Genomic DNA, 17,328 nt, shown 5'->3' on the forward strand with positions numbered 1-17,328 from the left:
CCGCGAAGGCGCGATAAATCAATGGCCTTCTAGCTGTCGCGAAATATGGGGTGGAAAATTGGTCGACAAACTGGTTGACACCTTGTCGCCCAGGTGGTCGGACTAAGGCGTCCTTGCCAGTCGGACGCGCGGTCGCGCGACGCTGATCGGCGGGACGGAGGAAGCGATCACAGCTTCGGGCGGGGAGGACGTCGATTGAGAAACTTGCGCTCGCGCCTTGCCGCCCTGCTGGGTCTCGGCGCCCTCGCCGGCTCGGTGCACGCCGATGCGGTCGAGCGCCTGGCGCGCACCCCGGAGGCCTTCAAGGCGGCGGTACGGGCTTCAGGCCCTGGCGACTCGGTGGTGCTGGCCAACGGCGTGTGGCGCGATTTCGAGATCGTGTTCACCGGCGAGGGCACGGCCGCCCAGCCGATCACGCTGCGGGCCCAGACGCCCGGCAAGGTCGTGATCTCGGGCAAGTCGAATCTGCGCCTCGCCGGCCGCCATTTGATCGTCTCGGGCCTGACCTTCAAGGACGGCTTCAGCCCGTCGTCCGAGGTCATCGCGTTTCGCCAGGACGCGGCGCTGGCCTTCGACTCCCGTGTCACCGAGACGGTGATCGACGGGTTCAACAAGCCCGGCCGCGCGGCCGAGGACTATTGGATCGGCCTTTATGGCCAGAACAACCGCGTCGACCACAACCACCTGCAAGGCAAGCTGAACAGCGGCGTGACCCTGGCCGTGGTGCTGAGCTCGCCCGAGAGCCAGCAGAACCATCACCGCATTGACCACAACTATTTCGGCCCCCGCCCGCCGCTGGGATCCAATGGCGGCGAGACGATCCGGGTCGGGACCAGCCCATTCTCGCGCACCCGCTCCCTGACCGTGATCGAGGACAACTATTTCGAAGGCTGCAGCGGCGAGGTCGAGATCGTCTCGAACAAGTCCGGCGGCAACATCTATCGCCGCAACGTCTTCGTCCGTTCGCAAGGGGCGCTGGTGCTGCGCCATGGCGAGGACAACCTAGTCGAGGACAACGTCTTCCTGGGCGGGGGACTAGCCGGCACCGGCGGCGTTCGCGTGATCAACGCCCGCCAGACGGTGCGCGACAACTACTTCCAAGGCTTGCGCGGCGACGGCTTCGCCGCGGCCCTGGCGCTGATGAACGGCGTCCCCAACTCGCCGCTCAACCGCTACGATCAGGTGCTGGACGCCCGCATCGAGAACAACATCTTCGTCAACGTGACCGCGGTGGTGTTCGGGGCCGGCGCCGACCAGGAGCGCACCTTGCCGCCGGCCCGCAGCAGGCTATCGGGCAATGTGTTCCTCGGGGCCGGCGACAAGGCGCTGTTCAAGGCCATGGCCCCGATCGACGGCCTGACCTTCACCGGCAATGTGGTCGACGGCGTCGCGCCGCTCGAGGGCGTGGCGGGTTTCCACGCCTCGGCGATCGGCCGCGAGACGCTTGCGGACGGCCGCGTCTATCCCGACGCCGCCGCGCGCAAAACGCTGGGCCTGAAGGAGCCGGTCAAGCTTCTGGCTCGGGAGGAGACCGGGGTGGCCTGGTATCCCAAGGGCGATCCGACCATCGCCTTCGAGCGCGCCGCCCCGGCGCGCGTCACGATCCCTGTCGGCAAGCTCGATCTCAGCGAGGCCGGGCACGCCGGCGCGGCGCTCGAGATCGTAGACCAGCGCAAATAGGCCAGCCATGTCCAAGTTCCGTGTCCATCTTTTCGCCGGCCTGGCGATCCTGGCCCTCACTGGCGCGGCCCAGGCCGCAACGCCAGCCCAACCCGCGCCGGAAGAGCGCTCGCCAGGCGCCGCCCAGGTCCCACCCCTGTTCGCCGCCACCTTGGCGAAGAGCAAAGCGTTCGTGGATCCGCAACTGCGCAAGACCATCGACGTGCCGGTCCCGGCCGACGCCGGCGGCGGCTACACCCACGAGCGGCACAAGGACAACTACCGCCTGATCTGCGAGGCGGGGATGCTGTACCGGCAGACCGGCGACAAGGCCTATGCCGACCTCGTCCGCCGCGTGCTGCTGGACTACGCCAAGCTCTATCCGCCCCTGCCGCTGCATCCCAAGCGCGCGAACCAGGCCCCGGGCAAGCTGTTCTGGCAGGTGCTGAACGACAGCGTCTGGTTGGTCAATTCGGTCCAGGGCTACGAGGCCGTCAAGGACGCCATCCCGGCCGCCGACCGCGCGACCATCGAGGCGGGCGTGTTCCAGCCGATGGCCGCGTTCCTGTCGACCGGCTCGCCCAAGACCTTCGACAGCATCCACAATCACGGCACGTGGGCCCTGGCGGCGGTCGGCATGACCGGCTACGCGATCGGCGACCAAGGCCTGATCAAGCAAGCCCTCTACGGCCTGGACGGTTCGGGCAAGTCTGGCTTCTACAAGCAGCTGGACGAACTGTTCTCGCCCGACGGCTACTATGCCGAGGGCCCGTACTATCAACGCTACGCCCTGTCGCCGTTCCTGCTGCTGGCCCAGTCGATCCAGCGGCACGAGCCGTCGCGCAAGATCCTCGACTATCGCGATGGCGTGCTGCGCAAGGCCGTCTACGCGAACATCCAGGAGAGCTACGCCGGCCTGCTGTTCCCGATCAACGACGCCATTAAGGATAAGGGTCTCGACACCCCCGAACTGGTCCACGGCGTGGCCGTGACCTACGCCGTGACCAAGGATCCGGCCCTGCTGTCGATCGCCATCCAGCAAGGCTCGGTCGTGCTGAGTCCCGAAGGGCGCGAGGTCGCCGCCGCCATCGCGCGCGGCGAGGCCAAGCCGTTCCCGTTCGCCTCGATCAAGCTCCGCGACGGGGCCAAGGGCGACAAGGGCGCGCTGGTCGTGCTGCGTTCGGGCGCGAAGGCCAAGGACCAGGCGCTCGTCTTCAAGGCCACGTCGCAGGGCATGGGCCACGGCCATTTCGACAAGCTGTCCTGGCAGCTCTACGACGCGGGCCAGGAGGTCGTGACCGACTACGGCGCGGCGCGGTTCCTGAACGTCGAGGCCAAGGCCGGCGGCCGCTACCTGCCCGAGAACGACAGCTGGGCGCGACAGACGGTCGCCCACAACACGCTCGTGGTCGACGAGAAGAGTCAGTTCGGCGCCAAGACCGAAACGGGCGAGGCCCATTGGCCGACGATCCTGGCCTTCGGCGCCAAGGACGGCGTCCAGATGACGGCCGCCACCATCGACGACGCCTGGCCGGGCGTGCGCTATCGCCGGGCCATGGCGCTGATCGACCGGCCGGAGGTCGGGCGTCCGATCGTCCTGGATCTGATCCGTGCTGAAGGCGGCGGCAAGCATCGCTTCGACCTGCCGCTGCACTATGACGGCCAGATCGTCGAGTCCGGCCTGAGGTTCCAGGGCGGGACCAGCGAGCTGAAGCCGCTGGGCAAGGCCGACGGCTATCAGCACCTGTGGGATCGTGGCCGCGCGACCGTGAAGGACGGGGCGCGGGTCTCCTGGTTCGACCGGGGTCGGTTCTACGACTACGTCTTCGCGTCGGCCGACGTCGATCAGGTGGTCCTGACGGAGCTGGGCGCCAACGACCCCGACTACAATCTCCGCAACGAACGGGCCTTCATTCTGCGCGGCGACGACAAGGACGGCTTCGCTCTGGCGGGGGTGCTCGAGCCGCACGGGTCCTACAGCGCCGCCGAGGAATACGCCCGCGACACCGTCGCCTCGGTGAAGGGCGTCGAGCGGGTGTCGGAGAACGGCGCGGACCTGGTCTTCATTCGCCTGAAGGCCGGCAAGAGCCTGGTGATCGGCGTCTCCTGGGATCCCGAGCCCGCCAAGCGGCACCAGGTGACGACCGCCGCTGGCGTCTACGCCTGGACCGGATTTTCCGGCCTGGCCGGTCCCGTACAATGAGGCGCGAGATGAAGTTCAAGGGCCTTCGCTGGCTGATCGTCGGCATGGTCGGCCTGGCCACGGTGATCAACTATATCGACCGCAACGCGCTGGCCGTGATGTGGCCTCAGATCTCCAAGGACATGGGGGTCGGCAAGGAAGAATACGCGCTCATCCTGACGTGCTTCATGCTGTCCTACGCCGCCGGCCAGACGATCTTCGGCAAGATCTTCGACGCGCTCGGTACGCGGGTCGGCTTCATGCTGTCGATCCTGGCCTGGTCGGCCTCGATCGCCCTGCACTCGGTGGCGCGGTCGATCCTGACGCTGGGCGTGCTGCGCGCGGCGTTGGGCGTCAGCGAGGCCGGCAACTGGCCCGGCGCGGCCAAGGCCAACGCCGAGTGGTTCCCCGTGCGCGAGCGCGCCTTCGCCCAAGGCGTCTTTAACGCCGGCGCTTCGGTCGGCGCCATTATCTCCGCGCCCCTGATCGCCTGGCTGTTCCTGACCTTCGGCTGGCGCGCGACCTTCCTGGTCATCGGGCTGCTGGGCGTCCTCTGGGTCGTACCGTGGGCCATAATCTGTCGCGCCGCGCCCGAGGACCATCCTTGGCTGTCGGACGAAGAGCGCCGCCACATCCTGACCGGTCAGCGGCCGACCTCGGGCGAGGCCGAGGTCGACTACAAGCCGACGTGGCTGGGTCTGATGCGCCATCGCGAGGCCTGGGGTCTGATTCTGGCCCGCTTCTTCATCGACCCGGTTTGGTGGCTGTTCGTCTCCTGGCTGCCGATCTATCTGGCCGAGCGCTTCGGCTTCGACATCAAGCAGATCGGCCTGTTCGGCTGGGTGCCCTATGTCGGCGCGGCGGCGGGCAGCCTGTTCGGCGGCTGGATTTCCGGCTGGCTGATCGGTCGCGGCTGGCGCCCGGTCAGGGCCCGCATGTGGGCGATCACGCTGGGCGGCGTCTTCATGTTGCCGGCCCTGCTGCTGACCATTGGCGCCTCCACGCCCTTGAACGCGGTACTGCTGATCGCCGTGATCCTGTTCGGCTTCCAGATCGCCATCAACAACATCCAGACCCTGCCCAGCGACTACCTGCCCGGCCGGTCGGTCGGCTCGCTGGCCGGGATCAGCGGTACGGCCGCCGTGGCCGGGGTGCTGATCACCACCTGGATCGTCCCGGTCGCCACCAAGGTCAGTTACGCCCCGGTCTTCGCCATGGGCGCCAGCCTGGTTCCCCTTTCCATCCTGTCCATCTGGCTCTTGGGCGGCCGAGGCGAGCGCCTCTCTGATCCCGCCCTCGCTGCCCGCACCCCCAATGGAGCAAAATCCTGATGCGCCTCGAAAACAAGACCGTCATCGTCACCGGCGGCGCGCGCGATATCGGCAGGGCGGTGTCGCTGAAGCTGGCGGCCGAAGGGGCCAAGGTCGCGATCAACTACTTCGGCAGCGAAGAGGGGGCCAAGGCGACCTTGGCGCAGATCGAAGCCGCGGGCGGCCGCGCGCTGATCCTGAAAGGCGACATGACTTCCGGGGGCGACGTCCAGGCGCTGGTCGACGCGGCCCTGTCGACCTTCGGTGGCCCGATCGGGGCCCTGATTAACGTCGCCGGCGGCATGGTCGCTCGCAAGACGCTGGACGAGATGGAAGAGACCTTCTTCGACCACGTCCTGCGCCTGAACCTGACCTCGGTCTTCCTGACCACCAAGGCCACCGTCCCGCACATGGCCGCAGGCTCGGCGATCGTGAACCTGTCCTCGCAGGCCGGCAAGGATGGCGGCGGTCCCGGCGCCACGGCCTACGCCACGGCCAAGGGTGCGATCATGACCTTCACCAAGGCCATGGCCAAGGAGCTCGGTCCCAACGGCGTGCGCGTCAACGCCCTATGCCCGGGCATGATCGGCACCACCTTCCACGACACCTTCTCCAAGGACGAGGTTCGCGCCCGCGTCGCGGCCGGCACTCCGTTGCGCCGTGAAGGTCGCGCGCCTGAGGTCGCCGATGCGGTGGCCTATCTGGCCAGCGACGAGTCCAGCTTCCTGACGGGAGTTTGCCTGGACATCAACGGCGGCCTGTTGATGAGCTGATGGGAGTGATGTCGATGATCGCCAAGACCCTCGCCGCGACCGTGCTGCTGGGCGCCACGCCCGTTGTCGCCCAGGCCCCGATCGATCCCGCCCCGCCGGCCTCGGTCGACGCGCCGGAGGCGACCAAGGACGTCGTCTACCTGCGGGCCAGCGGCCAAGATCTGCATCTGGATGTCTATCGCAACACCGCCTTCAAGGGACCGCGCCCGGTGCTGGTCTATATCCACGGCGGCGCATGGTGGAAGGGCGAGAAGCCGGCCGGATGGGGCGGTTTCCGGGCCTATCTGGCGGCGGGTTTCTCGGTGGTCACGGTCGAATATCGTCTGACCGACGTCGCTACGGCGCCGGCGGCGGTGCAGGACGTCCGCTGCGCTCTGTCATGGGTGAAGGCCAACGCCAAGGCCTATGGCTTCGACGCCAAGCGGGTGGTGCCCTACGGCACCTCGGCCGGCGGTCATCTGGCCTTGATGGCCGGCATGCTGCCCAAGACCAACGATATCGACCTGCCGACCTGCCGCGACCAGCCAACCATGCCGGCTATCCTCGATTTCTACGGGCCCTATCACCTGCGATCCGATCTTCCGGGCGCGTTCAAGAGCCCGTCGACCGCGCGGTGGATCGGCGACGGGCCGCAGGCGCTGTGGACGACGATGTCGCCGGCGACGTATGTGCGCAAAGGCCAGCCGCCGGTGTTCATCGTTCATGGCGATGCGGATCCGACCGTGCCCTACGAGGCGTCGCTGGCGCTGAAGGCCGACCTGGACAAGGCCGGCGTTCAAAACCGCTTCCACACCGTGCCGGGCGGCGTGCATGGCAAATTCCCGAAAGAGGAACAGGACAAGATCGAGCGCGAGGCCCTGGAATTTCTGACGATGAACAGGGTGGTTGGCGCTCGCTAGCGCCAAGAGTTGGCCGAGAGTCGGCTTTGCGACACTCTCAAAAGGTCAGCCCGAGGCTCTGGACCCAGCAGGGCCGCGTCGAGCCGCGCCGAGAAGGTCTTGGCGTCCGGCGCGCCCAGCGGAATGTAGCGCCGGCCGCGGCGTAGAAAGGCTTGGGTTTGATCGCCGCCGTGGCGGGCAGGGGCGACATGACGCCCTTGGGCATGCCGGTCGCTCGCGACATCGCGTTTATCTTCAAGTCTCCAGATCATCCACCACCGGCTGAATACTACGTATCGTCATCAGTATCATGCTACTTATCGTCTGTCGACGTAAAGTCATCATTTTTGAACATGGGGCGATGAAAGCCGCCCCCTCCGCCCTTCGCCGGATCGTTGCCGACAATGTCCGGCGGCTTCGGCGCGACCTTGGGCTCAGCCAGGAGGAACTGGCGGCCGAGGCTCGGCTGCATCGGACCTATGTTGGGGCGATAGAGCGGGCCGAGCGCAATCTCTCGCTCGACAACATCGAGCGGCTAGCGCTGGCCTTGAAGGTGGCGCCGGCGCGGCTGCTGACGCCTGAAAACAGCTAGGATCTCATAGCCGCCGAAGTCTCTTCGGGGGGGCTAAAATCGTCCGCCCAAGTCCACAAATATCCCCACCCATCGATCTTGGGAGTGGGGGGCGGCGCTGGGGTGTCCGGCCTAAATAGTTGAGATAATTCAACTTGATAGGCCATGTGTGCGGACTCTCTCTCCGCTGCATCACCACTCCGCCACCGGGCCATCCGGATGTCGACGCAAATCACGTCGGCGGGGGAGGGCGTTCGATACAGGAGCGCTCGCAGCGCAGCACCAAGAGATCAGGTTGGGCGACGCGACGCCGACAAGGGCCTCGACGTCCTGCGGCCGCCAGACCTTGTAGCGGCGGCTGGCCTAGGTGACGGAGGGCGTCTTTGCGCCCACGCTCGACGTCCAGCCGCGGAGGGCTTGCGGGAGTTTCGTCGTGTCTTCAGCGCAGAGCTTCGCGCGTCAGTAGGTTGGACAGGCCCAGGAGGCCGCAGTTGTCCGCCTTGACGAGATAGAGCCCGATCTTGCGCATGTACGGGCTCATCGGGCCCTTGGCCTCGAAGCGGTCGCGGCAGATGCGCCTGTCGAACAGATCTCCGAGGCTGACGACCAGCGGGCTGAAGATATAGACGCCGCTGCGCGCGCCGGCCGTCAGCGCCAGATCGCCCGCCACCGCGCCCAGCCAGGCCGAGAAGAGTTCGAATACCTCGACGGCCGCCGGGTCGCCGTCGATAGCCTGTTGTATCAGCTGGGGCAGGTCGAAAGGCTGGTCATCGTGTCCGGCTAGCCGTCGCGAAGCCCAGGCGATGTTCTCCAGCCCTTCTTCCGACAGGATGCGTTCGGCCGAGACATGGCCGTGCCGCTCGCGCAGCGCGCCGATGATCGCCGCTTCGCGCTCCGACGCGGCGGCCAGGGCGACGTGCCCGCCTTCGCCGGCCGAGGAGGTCCAGCCGACAAAGCCGTCCGGATTGAGGATGGAAACGCCGAGGCCGGCGCCCGGACCCAGGGCCGCGGCGGGGTAGTCGCCTCGCGCCGCCGATCCGCCGATCCGTTCGAAATCCGTCTCGGACAGCAGGGGCATGGCCAGGGCCCGGGCTTGAAAGTCGTTGATCAACTCCACGCGCCGCGCGCCCAAGGCCGTTTGCAGGTGATCGCGGTCCAGCCGCATTTTGCTGGCGTGGGTCAACTGGATCGCGCCGTCGATATAGGGGCCTGGGGCGCCGAAAGCCGCTCCCGCCAGCGAAGCATGGCCGGCGTCCTTGAGGATCTGCTGCAGCGCCGCGATGAGTTCGGCCTCGGTCTCGCAATGAACGGTCGAGTATTGGCCAGGACGCGCGCCCAACTCCGTCAGAGCGACGAAGACGCCGTGCTCACGGACATCGACGAGAAGAACCTGATCGAACATGCTGTCTCCGGTCGTGGTCGCCAAGCGAACTACTGCTGCTCAGATGGATCAGGATTGGCCATCGTCGCTAATAAGTTGACGCCAGGCGGTCGCGCCCACCTGCGGTGCAAGGTCGCATGACGCCGTTCGCGGGGCGCCGAAGCTTGATCGAGTTTCAGCGGCCACGCTCGCTGGCGGGGTGTTTTCGCCATCTTGCGACGTCTGGTCGCAACGCGTGAGGCGCAACGCGCAATGGATTTTTACCTGGAACCCGCCATCTTGCGTTCATGACAGCGATAGCCTGCCTGAAGATTTTCGTTGGCGAGGAGCTGCGGTTCGCCGATTCCGAGACCATGGCCACGCTGGTGGGCAAGGTGGCTGGCGCTTATCTGGAGACCGAATGGGTCTGGCCCCGGCGCTATGGCCTGGTCGCGCCCTATTCGTTCGTGCTGGCCGATCCGCGCGCCACCCGGCTGGACGCCCAGGAGCTGCAGCGGCTGGCGCGCGACCTGCAGTTCAAGATGTTCGGCGACAAGGGCGCGGGCGACGTCGCCCTGCTGATGTTCGAAGGCGACCAGACCGACGTCATGCGGTTCGCCAGCACGAGCGGCGACGTGCTCAAGGCGCTGCTGGCCGGCGAGGACGACGGCCAGTTCGCCGGGCGGGTCTGCAAGATCACCCCGGATTCGGTGACCAGCATCGCCCCGCCAGGCGGCCCGGTGACCGGCGCCCCGCCGGCCGAGGAGCTGGCGGCGATCGAGCCGGAACCGCCGCTGGGCGGGATCGGCGACCTGCTGGACGTCTCGGGACCCAACACCGGCTGGTGGGGCATCTACTACCTGACCAAGGAGCGCTTCGTCGGCAGCGGCGTCGACTGGCGCAAGGCCTGGGACGACGTCGGCTTCGGCGCGATCGAGGACGCCGACGTCGCCGCCCGCGACCAGGCCTGCCTGGACGCGGCGCTGGAGCAGCTGAGCCCGCCGCGGCCCGGCTACATCTTCCTGCCGTTCTGTTTCTCGTCGCTGATCAAGCCGTCGGTGCGCGAGAGCTATCGCGCCCACATCGAGAAGTTCCCGCGCGCCCTGCGCCCGCGCATGGCCGCCAGCGTCTACGACGTGCCGCGAGAGCCCTCGTACGGCGCGATCGGCCAGATCCGCAACTTCCTCAGCCCCTATTTCTCGCTGATCGACCTGCATGTGAAGGACCCTGGCTTCCGGATCGAAAGCCTGCCGGCCGGCGCGGTGCACAGCGTCACCCTGGTGCTGGAGGGAATCGACGAGCGCGCCCGCCTGGCGGCCATCACCCGCTTCCTGAAGGATCCGGCCATGTACCGCGCCAAGCGCGTCTGGCAGGGCGTGGCCATGGTCAACAGCCTCAAGGAGCTGGACCTTTGCCGCCGCCTGAAGGCCCCCTTCCTCAGCGGCCCGATGATCGCCCCCCTGGCCAACGCCCCCACCGGCGAAGTCGCCTGCCCAGCCCTCAACCTGCCCTATCGGAACTGGGTCGACGCGGCATGACGCTCCGGGGGCTCACGAGGGCCCGGGCCATGCCGGTCACATAGTCGAGAAGGTTACGACCTCGCCGTCCTCCTTCGTGAAGCTTTCGGGCTTCTGGTCCAGCAGGTCCAGCACGACCTCCGAAGGCCGACAGAGCTTGACCCCCTTCGGCGTCACCACGATCGGGCGGTTCACGAGGATCGGGTGCTCGACCATGGCGTCGAGGATGCGGTCCTCGCCGACGCCCTCGGCCAGCAGGCCCAGGTCCTCGGCCGATGAGCCCTTTTCGCGGAGAAGCTGGCGGAACGTCAGACCGGCCTCGGCGGCCAATTGCCGGAGCTGATCGCGGGTCCAGCCGGCCTGAAGATACTCGATGATCTGGGGCTGGTAGCCGGCGGCCCGGACCATGGCGACGGTGTTGCGCGACGTGCCGCAGGCGGGATTGTGGAAGATGACGATGGGAAAGTCGGTGTCGCTCATGAAGTCTTTTCCGCTCTGAGAAGCCAGCCGAACACCCCCGCCGCGATCAGCGCGCCGACGATCTGGGCCAGAATGAAGGCCGGCGCGCTGGACGGCGCGATGCCGGCGAAGGTGTCCGACAGGCTCCGGGCGATCGTCACGGCCGGATTGGCGAACGAGGTCGAGGCCGTGAACCAATAGGCCGCCGTGATGTAGAGGCCAACCGCCATGGGCGTGCTGTCGGGCCGAAACCGCGCCGCGCCGAGGATCGTGGCGACCAGGCCGAACGTGGCGACCGCTTCGGAGAAGGCCTGCGAGCCGCCCGCCCGCAGCTTGGTCGAGACCTGCAGGATTTGCTCGCCAAACATGGCGTGCGCGACCCAGACGCCGAGCACCGCGCCGGCGATCTGGGCGAGCGGATAGACTGACGCCAGCCGCAACGGCATGTCTCGCCGCAGCGCCGCGACCAGCGTCACCGCCGGGTTGAAGTGCGCGCCGGAAATCGGTCCGAACACCCAGATCAGCACGACCAGCGCCGCGCCGGTGGCCAGGGTGTTGCCGAGCAAGGCGATGGCGACGTTCTCCCCGGCCAGCCGTTCGCCCATGATCCCCGAACCGACGACCACGGCCAGCAGCAGGGCCGAACCCAGGCCTTCCGCGACAAGGCGGCGTAATACGCTGAAGCGCTCCATGGGATCAGGCCGCCGTTTCGTCGGTCTTGTGGTTCGGGGGCTTGAGCCCGTCGATGGCGTGCGGATCGTCTTCGCCGCAGGCCTTCGTCTTGGCGACGATCGCGCTCAAAGGCCCGCAGATCTGGGGCGCGCCATCGCAGCAGTCTTCCATCAGGAAGCCCAGCAATCGGCTCATCGCGCCGTAGTCGGCGCAATAGATGATCGACCGCCCCTCGCGCCGCGACGTGATCAAGGCCGCATGGGACAGGACATTGAGATTGGCCGACAGGCTGTTGGGCAACACCTCGAGCGTCCGGGCGATGTCGCCGGCCGCGATCCCGACCGGACCGGCCTTTACCAGCAGGCGAAAGATCGCCAGGCGACCCTCGTGGCCGAGGGCGGAGAGCATGTTGACAGCGGCTTTCGATTCCATATTTCCAATATGCTCGAATTATTCGACAGTTCAATGACGCCGTTGGGGTCGCCCGTGACCGAGTTTCCCGCTCTTGCTCCGAAGTTTCTGGCCCGGGTCGATCAAGACCGGCTGGAGGTTGGGGCGCCGGCGACGCATCCGCCGCGTATCCTGCTGCTCTACGGGTCGCTTCGAGCGCGCTCGTTCAGCCGCCTTCTCGTGGAGGAGGCCGAGCGCATCCTCCAGGTCCTGGGCTGTGAGACGCGCGTGTTCGATCCGCGTGATCTGCCGCTGCCCGACGCCACGGGCCCGGATCATCCCAAGGTTCAGGAGCTGCGGGCCTTGTCGCAATGGTCCGAAGGACAGGTCTGGTGCAGTCCAGAGCGGCACGGCGCGATCAGCGGGATCATGAAGGCCCAGATCGACTGGATTCCATTGGAGATCGGCTCGGTCCGGCCAACCCAGGGCAAGACCCTGGCCGTCATGCAGGTCAGCGGCGGCTCGCAGTCTTTCAACGCGGTCAATACGCTGCGCCTGCTGGGCCGCTGGATGCGGATGATCACCATCCCGAACCAGTCGTCGGTCGCCATGGCCTACAAGGAGTTCGACGAGAGCGACCGCATGAAGCCGTCCAGCTACTACGACCGGGTCGTGGACGTGATGGAGGAGTTGGTGAAGTTCACCCTGCTGACCCGTGACCGGGCGGACTATCTCGTCGACCGGTATAGCGAGCGAAAGTCGAGCGGCCGCATCCCCGAGCATATGGCGCTCGCCGCCGAAGCCATGAAGCACGAGACGACGCCAGCATGACCGCCGTCGCTCTGGAAGCCTGACCGACGCCGCCGCGCGTCGCTATCGCCGCAGGACCAGGGTCGCGATCGCGCGGGGCGGGACCGTCAGGCCGGGCACGGGCTCGGCGCGGCGACGGGCGTCGGTGACGATCATCCGCCCCGACCAGCCGCGCGGCGGGGTCAGCTCGCGAGGTGACAGGCCGCCGTTGACGTGCACGAGGACCAGCTCCCTTCCGTCCGGCGATAGCGCCCCGATGGTGTCGAGGTCGTCGACCGGAACCAGCCGGTAGCCGGGGCGGATGTAGCGGCTGAACTGGGCCATGGCCCAGTACTTGGCCGTCAGGTGGATCGCGTGCGGGCCTTCGGGCGACGACCGGTAGTCGACCTTCACCAGCCCCCAGTTTGAGCCCTTGGCTCCATCGCGGGTGCTGAGGGTCTCGACCGCCTGCCACAGCACCCAGGCGCTGGGGTCCAGGCGCTTGAGGTCCAGGACGACATGCTCGGCGAAGGCCAGGGGCGAGGCCATGCCCTCGAAGCTCTCCGGATCCTTGTCCAACGGGGTGTCATTCTCGGACATCCATAGCCGGATCTTGGCCGCGCGGGCGGCGTCGCGAACGCCGGTCTGGTTGACGACGCCGTAGCTGTGGACGTTCAGCTGGCCGATCGCGGCGCGGGCTTCGGGCGGATAGCCGGCCCAGTCAGCCAGGAAGAGGTGCGAATTGGTCTCGTCGGGCGCGCTGATCACCGTCTTCAGGCCGCGCGCCTTCAGGGCGGCGTCCGCGGCCAGGATCATCGCCGCCTGGCGCGCCGGGCTCCAATGCGCGCCCTCCTGGGTGTTGGCCGCGTGCCAGTAGTCGGTGTTGGGCTCGTTGACCGGCGACAGGGTGCGGAACGCAACGCCGTGGCGGCGCTGCAACTCGTCGACGACGCGGGCCATATAGGCGGCGAACGGCCCTTCCTGGCCGGGGCGCAGGTTGTCGTCGGTCGCCTTCTCCGCGCCCGAGACCTTGCCGCTGACGGTCATGAACCAGGGCGGCGAGTTCGAGAACGCCTCGAAGATCGGCTGGCGGACCCGCGCCTTGATCGCGTCCAGCCACCAGCGCTGGTTGGCGTCGGCCGACCAGTCCCACATCGCCTCTTGATCGGGCCGCCACCAGTCCGTTCCGGTCGCGCCCTCGGGCTGTCGCCAAAAACCGGGCAGGGCGGCGCCGGGGCGCAGATAGGGCTTCACGTCGGGTCGGTCGCCGCCGCCGATATTGTAGCGGGCGATCGTCCAGCCCAGGCCGCCGGGACCGTAGAAGAGGTCGGCGAGTCGGGTGCGCTCGGCGTCCGGCCAGCCGCCGGTGACATTGGCGAACCAGGCCAAGGCGGTGCCCCAGCCTTCGAACAGGGTGGTGGCGCGGGCGAGGTCGGGGCGCAGGGTGATCGCCACCGTCGGCTCGCCGCGCCGCGCGGCGGCGGGACCGGCGATCGCCCAGCCCGCGGCGGCGCTTAGAAGCGCGCGGCGCGACGGTTCAAACGGGCGGATGGCGTTGGTCATCGGGTCGTACCGTTCCTGTTGACGCTTGCAATTATCATATAATTAGCCCGGTCGTTGAAAATTTCACGCCCGGCTTCGTGGAGCGCGTTCCGGCCTCATCGTCGCGGATGGTCCTCGCGAAGCTGGAAGAATCGCCGCCAAGTCGGGCGCTTAGCCCGGTTTCCCACATGGTGAAGCTTTCCGCGGGCCTTCGAGGGGCGGGGGCCGGCCCGTCGCCTTCGCGCCAAATCTCGCGTCCTTTCGAGAAATCATACTTGTATGACAAATGACGGCATAATATGTCAGGTCAGAAATCGCGTTCTGAAATGAAGCGCGATGGAAAAAAACAAGCGAGGAGGAGACCCAATGAGGTCGGTGCAAGCGGGATTGATGCTGGGCGTTTCGGCCCTGGCGATGGGGCTGGCCGTGGCGGGAACGGCGGCGGCCCAGACGGCGTCCGCGCCGGCGGCCCAAGAAGACAATGCGGTGGCCGAGGTGGTGGTGACGGGCGTGCGCGAAAGCCTGCGCTCGGCCCAGGCGATCAAGCGCAACGCGGACCAGATCGTCGACTCGGTCCAGGCGCAGGACATCGGCAAGCTGCCGGACGCCAACACCACCGAGGCGCTGCAGCGCATCACCGGCGTGCAGATCCAGCGCCGTTATGGCGAAGGGGCCACCGATTTCGATCACCGCACCCAGCCGGCCGTCACCGTGCGCGGCCTGACCCAGGTGCAGAACTTCCTGGACGGCCGCGCCGTCTATTCCGCCTCGGGCGGCCGCGCCTTCGATCTGGAAGGCATCCCGCCCGAACTGCTGTCGGGCATCGACGTCTACAAGAACGCCCCGGCCAACATCATCGAGGGCGGCGTCGGCGGCGCGGTGAACCTGCGCACCCGCAAGCCGTTCGACGCGGCCGGCCGCGTGCTCAGCGCCACCGCGCGCGGCAACTATTACGACCGCATCGACAAGAAGGGCGGGTCGATCTCGGGCCTCTACAGCGACCGCTGGGACACCTCGGTCGGCGAGATGGGCTTCCTGGTCAACGCCGTGCTCAGCAAGAGCCGCTACCGCCAGGACGGCCTGCTGGCCGGCCCGTTCGACACCGTCCCGGCGGGCTCGATCGCCGGCGCTCCGGCCAACGCCCAGGTGCCCTACGGCTTCGAGATCTATGACGACAGCGGCGACCGCAAGCGCCTGGGCATCGCCACGGCCTTCCAGTGGAAGCCGAACGACGACCTGCTGCTGACCGCCCAGTATCAGCGGACCAAATACTGGTTCAACCGGACCGGGGCCTACTACTACGACTACAACAACCGCTCGAACCAGCGGAACGCGGCCGGCGTGGTGACCAGCTACGGCACCGACCCGCTGCCCGGCGCGGCCTTCAGCTTCAACGACGAAGGCTACGCCACCAAGGGCTCGTTGCAGAACCAGACCTTCGAGACGGGACGCTTCGACCAGCAGCTGTGGAGCCAGAGCCAGAACTTCACCCTGAACGCCGCCTGGCGGGTCAGCGACAAGCTGAAGACCAACTTCGACGTCCAGTATCTGAAGTCGTACTACAACGCCGACCGCAACGGTCACGTGCTGTCGCTGTACACCCAGGCCGGCCAGAACGCCCTGACCACGCCGCACAAGACGGTCGTCGACTTCGACCTGACGGGCAAATACCCCAAGTGGGAGGTCCGCGACCCGACCCTGCTGAACAATCCGGCCAACTACACGACGCCGTACATCGCCGACTCGCTGCAGCGTAACGACGCCGAGACCTTCGCCGTCGCCGGCGACTTCGAGTACGATTTCGAGGGCGGCTTCTTCGACAAGCTGCGGGGCGGCGCGCGCTATTCCGACAACAGCATCGACCTGCGCGGCACCTGGCACGGGGTCTGCGTGACCTCGCTGGGCGCCGATCCGAACTGCTCGGCCCCGGCCGGCACGCCGCTGGTGCCGCTGTCGGCTCACCCGCAACTGGCGATGAAGGGCCCGTCGAAGGACTGGTTCGACGGCAATACGGTCAAGGGCGGTCTGCTGTATCCGGCCTTCCCCGCCGGCGATGGGGTCTGGGCCCAGACCAAGGCGCTGTACGCCATGCTGGGCGCGACGACGAAGGACAACTTCACCCCCGGCGACCTCAACGGCCAGACCGAGAAGACCTACACGGGCTGGGCCATCGCCGACTACGACGCCGAGATCGGCGGCGTGGCCATCGACGGCGGCGTGGGCGTGCGGGTGATCAAGACCGAGGCCACCTCGACCGGCACCCAGTTCAATTCGAACGGCACGACCACGCCGATCAATGTCGACAACAGCTACACGCGGGTCCTGCCCAGCTTCAACCTGCGCGCCAAGCTGACCGACACCCTTCAGGCCCGCCTGGCCTATTCGAAGGGCCTGGCCCGGCCGAACTTCGACCAGCTGTCGACCAACCTGACCCTGAACAACCCCAACCAGGTGAACCCGGTCACCGGTCACCCCAGCGCCAGCTCGGGCAACCCGACCCTGCATCCGATCGAGTCGGACAACTACGACCTGACGGCCGAGTGGTACTTCTCCAGCACGGGCTCGCTGACCGCCGGCGCCTTCTACAAGAAGGTCGACGGCTTCCTGGCCGGCGGCACGATCACCGGCACCTATAACGGCGTGGTCTACGACGTCGGCACGGTGGTCAATTCGGGCAAGGGCACGGTCAAGGGGATCGAGCTGGGCTATCAGCAGTTCTTCGACTTCCTGCCAGGCGTGTTCAGCGGCCTGGGCCTGCAGGCCAACTACACCTATGTCGACAGCAGCGTGAGCAACCCGTTCGCGACCGCCGGCTCGAACATCCCCACCCAGGTGCCGCTCGAGAAGCTGTCGAAGAACAGCTACAACCTGGTCGGCCTGTACGAGAAGGGTCCGGTCAGCGCCCGCGTCGCCTATAACTGGCGTTCGGCCTATTTGGACCAGACGACCGGCAGCGGCGCCAACGGCATCCCGCAGTACGCCAAGCCCTACGCCTCGCTGGACGCCTCGATCAGCTACGACATCAACGACCATGTCGCGGTGTCGTTCGACGCGGTGAACATCAACAACCGCATGAACGTCCTCTACATCGGCACGCCCGCCGCGCCGCTGCAGTACCAGCTGAACGACCGGCGATACGGTTTCGCCGTGCGCGTCACCTACTAGATCCTCCCTGCGCTAGCCGGCGTGGCGCTTGCGTCACGCCGGCGTTTTTCGTCAGGCTGGA

The 17,328-nt window shown here is 67.2% G+C and carries 15 protein-coding genes; 9 read left to right on the top strand and 6 right to left on the bottom strand.

From position 1 onward, the window contains the following. Positions 1–204: 204 nt before the first annotated feature. From ABIC66_RS13820 to ABIC66_RS13840, 5 genes are read left to right on the top strand one after another with little or no spacing between them, the layout of a single operon-like run. A complete protein-coding gene (locus ABIC66_RS13820) occupies positions 205–1,680 on the top strand; it encodes a polysaccharide lyase 6 family protein (protein WP_354070866.1) in 1,476 nt (491 codons plus the stop codon). Between the two features lie 7 nt (positions 1,681–1,687). After that, complete coding sequence (locus ABIC66_RS13825) at positions 1,688–3,862, top strand: alginate lyase family protein (protein WP_354070867.1); 2,175 nt, start codon at positions 1,688–1,690, stop codon at positions 3,860–3,862. Between the two features lie 8 nt (positions 3,863–3,870). After that, positions 3,871–5,172 carry an MFS transporter gene (locus ABIC66_RS13830; protein WP_354070868.1) on the top strand — a complete coding sequence of 434 codons (1,302 nt, stop codon included), beginning with the start codon at positions 3,871–3,873 and terminating at the stop codon, positions 5,170–5,172. Next, positions 5,172–5,924 carry an SDR family NAD(P)-dependent oxidoreductase gene (locus ABIC66_RS13835; protein ID WP_354070869.1) on the top strand — a complete coding sequence of 251 codons (753 nt, stop codon included), beginning with the start codon at positions 5,172–5,174 and terminating at the stop codon, positions 5,922–5,924. The genes ABIC66_RS13830 and ABIC66_RS13835 overlap by 1 nt, the downstream gene beginning before the upstream one ends. A gap of 14 nt (positions 5,925–5,938) precedes the next feature. Next, the gene (locus ABIC66_RS13840) at positions 5,939–6,823 is read left to right on the top strand and encodes an alpha/beta hydrolase fold domain-containing protein (protein ID WP_354070870.1); all 885 of its coding nucleotides are present in this window, start codon (positions 5,939–5,941) and stop codon (positions 6,821–6,823) included. 37 nt (positions 6,824–6,860) lie between these two features. On the opposite strand, the gene ABIC66_RS13845 is transcribed toward ABIC66_RS13840, so the two are convergent. After that, positions 6,861–7,046 (bottom strand): hypothetical protein, encoded by a 186-nt coding sequence (locus ABIC66_RS13845; RefSeq protein ID WP_354070871.1) that lies wholly within the window; start codon positions 7,044–7,046, stop codon positions 6,861–6,863. 66 nt (positions 7,047–7,112) lie between these two features. Here ABIC66_RS13845 and ABIC66_RS13850 point away from each other — a divergent pair, with 66 nt between their 5' ends. Next, entirely contained in the window at positions 7,113–7,394 is a 282-nt protein-coding gene (locus ABIC66_RS13850) for a helix-turn-helix domain-containing protein (protein WP_354070872.1), read from the top strand. A 418-nt stretch (positions 7,395–7,812) separates the two neighbouring features. Here the strand turns inward: ABIC66_RS13850 and ABIC66_RS13855 are convergent, their stop codons facing one another. Beyond that, positions 7,813–8,775, bottom strand: a complete 963-nt coding sequence (locus ABIC66_RS13855; protein WP_354070873.1) for a glucokinase — start codon at positions 8,773–8,775, stop codon at positions 7,813–7,815. 266 nt (positions 8,776–9,041) lie between these two features. Between ABIC66_RS13855 and ABIC66_RS13860 the strand changes: the two genes are divergently transcribed. Then, a complete protein-coding gene (locus ABIC66_RS13860) occupies positions 9,042–10,271 on the top strand; it encodes a hypothetical protein (RefSeq protein ID WP_354070874.1) in 1,230 nt (409 codons plus the stop codon). Positions 10,272–10,307: 36 nt separating this feature from the next. Here the strand turns inward: ABIC66_RS13860 and arsC are convergent, their stop codons facing one another. The 3 genes from arsC to ABIC66_RS13875 are packed head-to-tail and all read right to left on the bottom strand — an operon-like array spanning position 10,308 to position 11,813. Continuing rightward, positions 10,308–10,730, bottom strand: a complete 423-nt coding sequence (gene arsC / locus ABIC66_RS13865) for an arsenate reductase (glutaredoxin) (protein ID WP_354070875.1) — start codon at positions 10,728–10,730, stop codon at positions 10,308–10,310. Beyond that, the gene (locus ABIC66_RS13870) at positions 10,727–11,401 is read right to left on the bottom strand and encodes an MIP/aquaporin family protein (RefSeq protein ID WP_354070876.1); all 675 of its coding nucleotides are present in this window, start codon (positions 11,399–11,401) and stop codon (positions 10,727–10,729) included. The genes arsC and ABIC66_RS13870 overlap by 4 nt, the downstream gene beginning before the upstream one ends. Before the next feature lie 4 nt (positions 11,402–11,405). Continuing rightward, the gene (locus ABIC66_RS13875; protein WP_354070877.1) at positions 11,406–11,813 is read right to left on the bottom strand and encodes an ArsR/SmtB family transcription factor; all 408 of its coding nucleotides are present in this window, start codon (positions 11,811–11,813) and stop codon (positions 11,406–11,408) included. Positions 11,814–11,867: 54 nt separating this feature from the next. Between ABIC66_RS13875 and arsH the strand changes: the two genes are divergently transcribed. Beyond that, on the top strand, positions 11,868–12,602 hold the full coding sequence (gene arsH, locus ABIC66_RS13880; RefSeq protein ID WP_354070878.1) for an arsenical resistance protein ArsH: 735 nt from the start codon (positions 11,868–11,870) through the stop codon (positions 12,600–12,602). A 42-nt stretch (positions 12,603–12,644) separates the two neighbouring features. Here the strand turns inward: arsH and ABIC66_RS13885 are convergent, their stop codons facing one another. Continuing rightward, the gene (locus tag ABIC66_RS13885) at positions 12,645–14,123 is read right to left on the bottom strand and encodes a glycoside hydrolase (RefSeq protein ID WP_354070879.1); all 1,479 of its coding nucleotides are present in this window, start codon (positions 14,121–14,123) and stop codon (positions 12,645–12,647) included. A gap of 345 nt (positions 14,124–14,468) precedes the next feature. Here ABIC66_RS13885 and ABIC66_RS13890 point away from each other — a divergent pair, with 345 nt between their 5' ends. After that, entirely contained in the window at positions 14,469–17,267 is a 2,799-nt protein-coding gene (locus tag ABIC66_RS13890; protein WP_354070880.1) for a TonB-dependent receptor, read from the top strand. The last annotated feature ends 61 nt before the right edge of the window (positions 17,268–17,328 follow it).

Origin of the sequence: Caulobacter sp. 1776 (genome assembly GCF_040545685.1) — a bacterium.
Classification (GTDB): domain Bacteria; phylum Pseudomonadota; class Alphaproteobacteria; order Caulobacterales; family Caulobacteraceae; genus Caulobacter.

Bases quoted from the DNA above. Each gene is read 5' to 3' on its own strand.
- ABIC66_RS13825 (WP_354070867.1), top strand. From the start codon at position 1,688: ATGTCCAAGTTCCGTGTCCATCTTTTCGCCGGCCTGGCGATCCTGGCC.
- ABIC66_RS13830 (WP_354070868.1), top strand. From the start codon at position 3,871: ATGAAGTTCAAGGGCCTTCGCTGGCTGATCGTCGGCATGGTCGGCCTG.
- ABIC66_RS13835 (WP_354070869.1), top strand. From the start codon at position 5,172: ATGCGCCTCGAAAACAAGACCGTCATCGTCACCGGCGGCGCGCGCGAT.
- ABIC66_RS13840 (WP_354070870.1), top strand. From the start codon at position 5,939: ATGATCGCCAAGACCCTCGCCGCGACCGTGCTGCTGGGCGCCACGCCC.
- ABIC66_RS13845 (WP_354070871.1), bottom strand. From the start codon at position 7,046: ATGTCGCGAGCGACCGGCATGCCCAAGGGCGTCATGTCGCCCCTGCCC.
- ABIC66_RS13850 (WP_354070872.1), top strand. From the start codon at position 7,113: ATGCTACTTATCGTCTGTCGACGTAAAGTCATCATTTTTGAACATGGG.
- ABIC66_RS13855 (WP_354070873.1), bottom strand. From the start codon at position 8,775: ATGTTCGATCAGGTTCTTCTCGTCGATGTCCGTGAGCACGGCGTCTTC.
- ABIC66_RS13860 (WP_354070874.1), top strand. From the start codon at position 9,042: ATGACAGCGATAGCCTGCCTGAAGATTTTCGTTGGCGAGGAGCTGCGG.
- arsC (WP_354070875.1), bottom strand. From the start codon at position 10,730: ATGAGCGACACCGACTTTCCCATCGTCATCTTCCACAATCCCGCCTGC.
- ABIC66_RS13870 (WP_354070876.1), bottom strand. From the start codon at position 11,401: ATGGAGCGCTTCAGCGTATTACGCCGCCTTGTCGCGGAAGGCCTGGGT.
- ABIC66_RS13875 (WP_354070877.1), bottom strand. From the start codon at position 11,813: ATGGAATCGAAAGCCGCTGTCAACATGCTCTCCGCCCTCGGCCACGAG.
- ABIC66_RS13885 (WP_354070879.1), bottom strand. From the start codon at position 14,123: ATGACCAACGCCATCCGCCCGTTTGAACCGTCGCGCCGCGCGCTTCTA.
- ABIC66_RS13890 (WP_354070880.1), top strand. From the start codon at position 14,469: ATGAGGTCGGTGCAAGCGGGATTGATGCTGGGCGTTTCGGCCCTGGCG.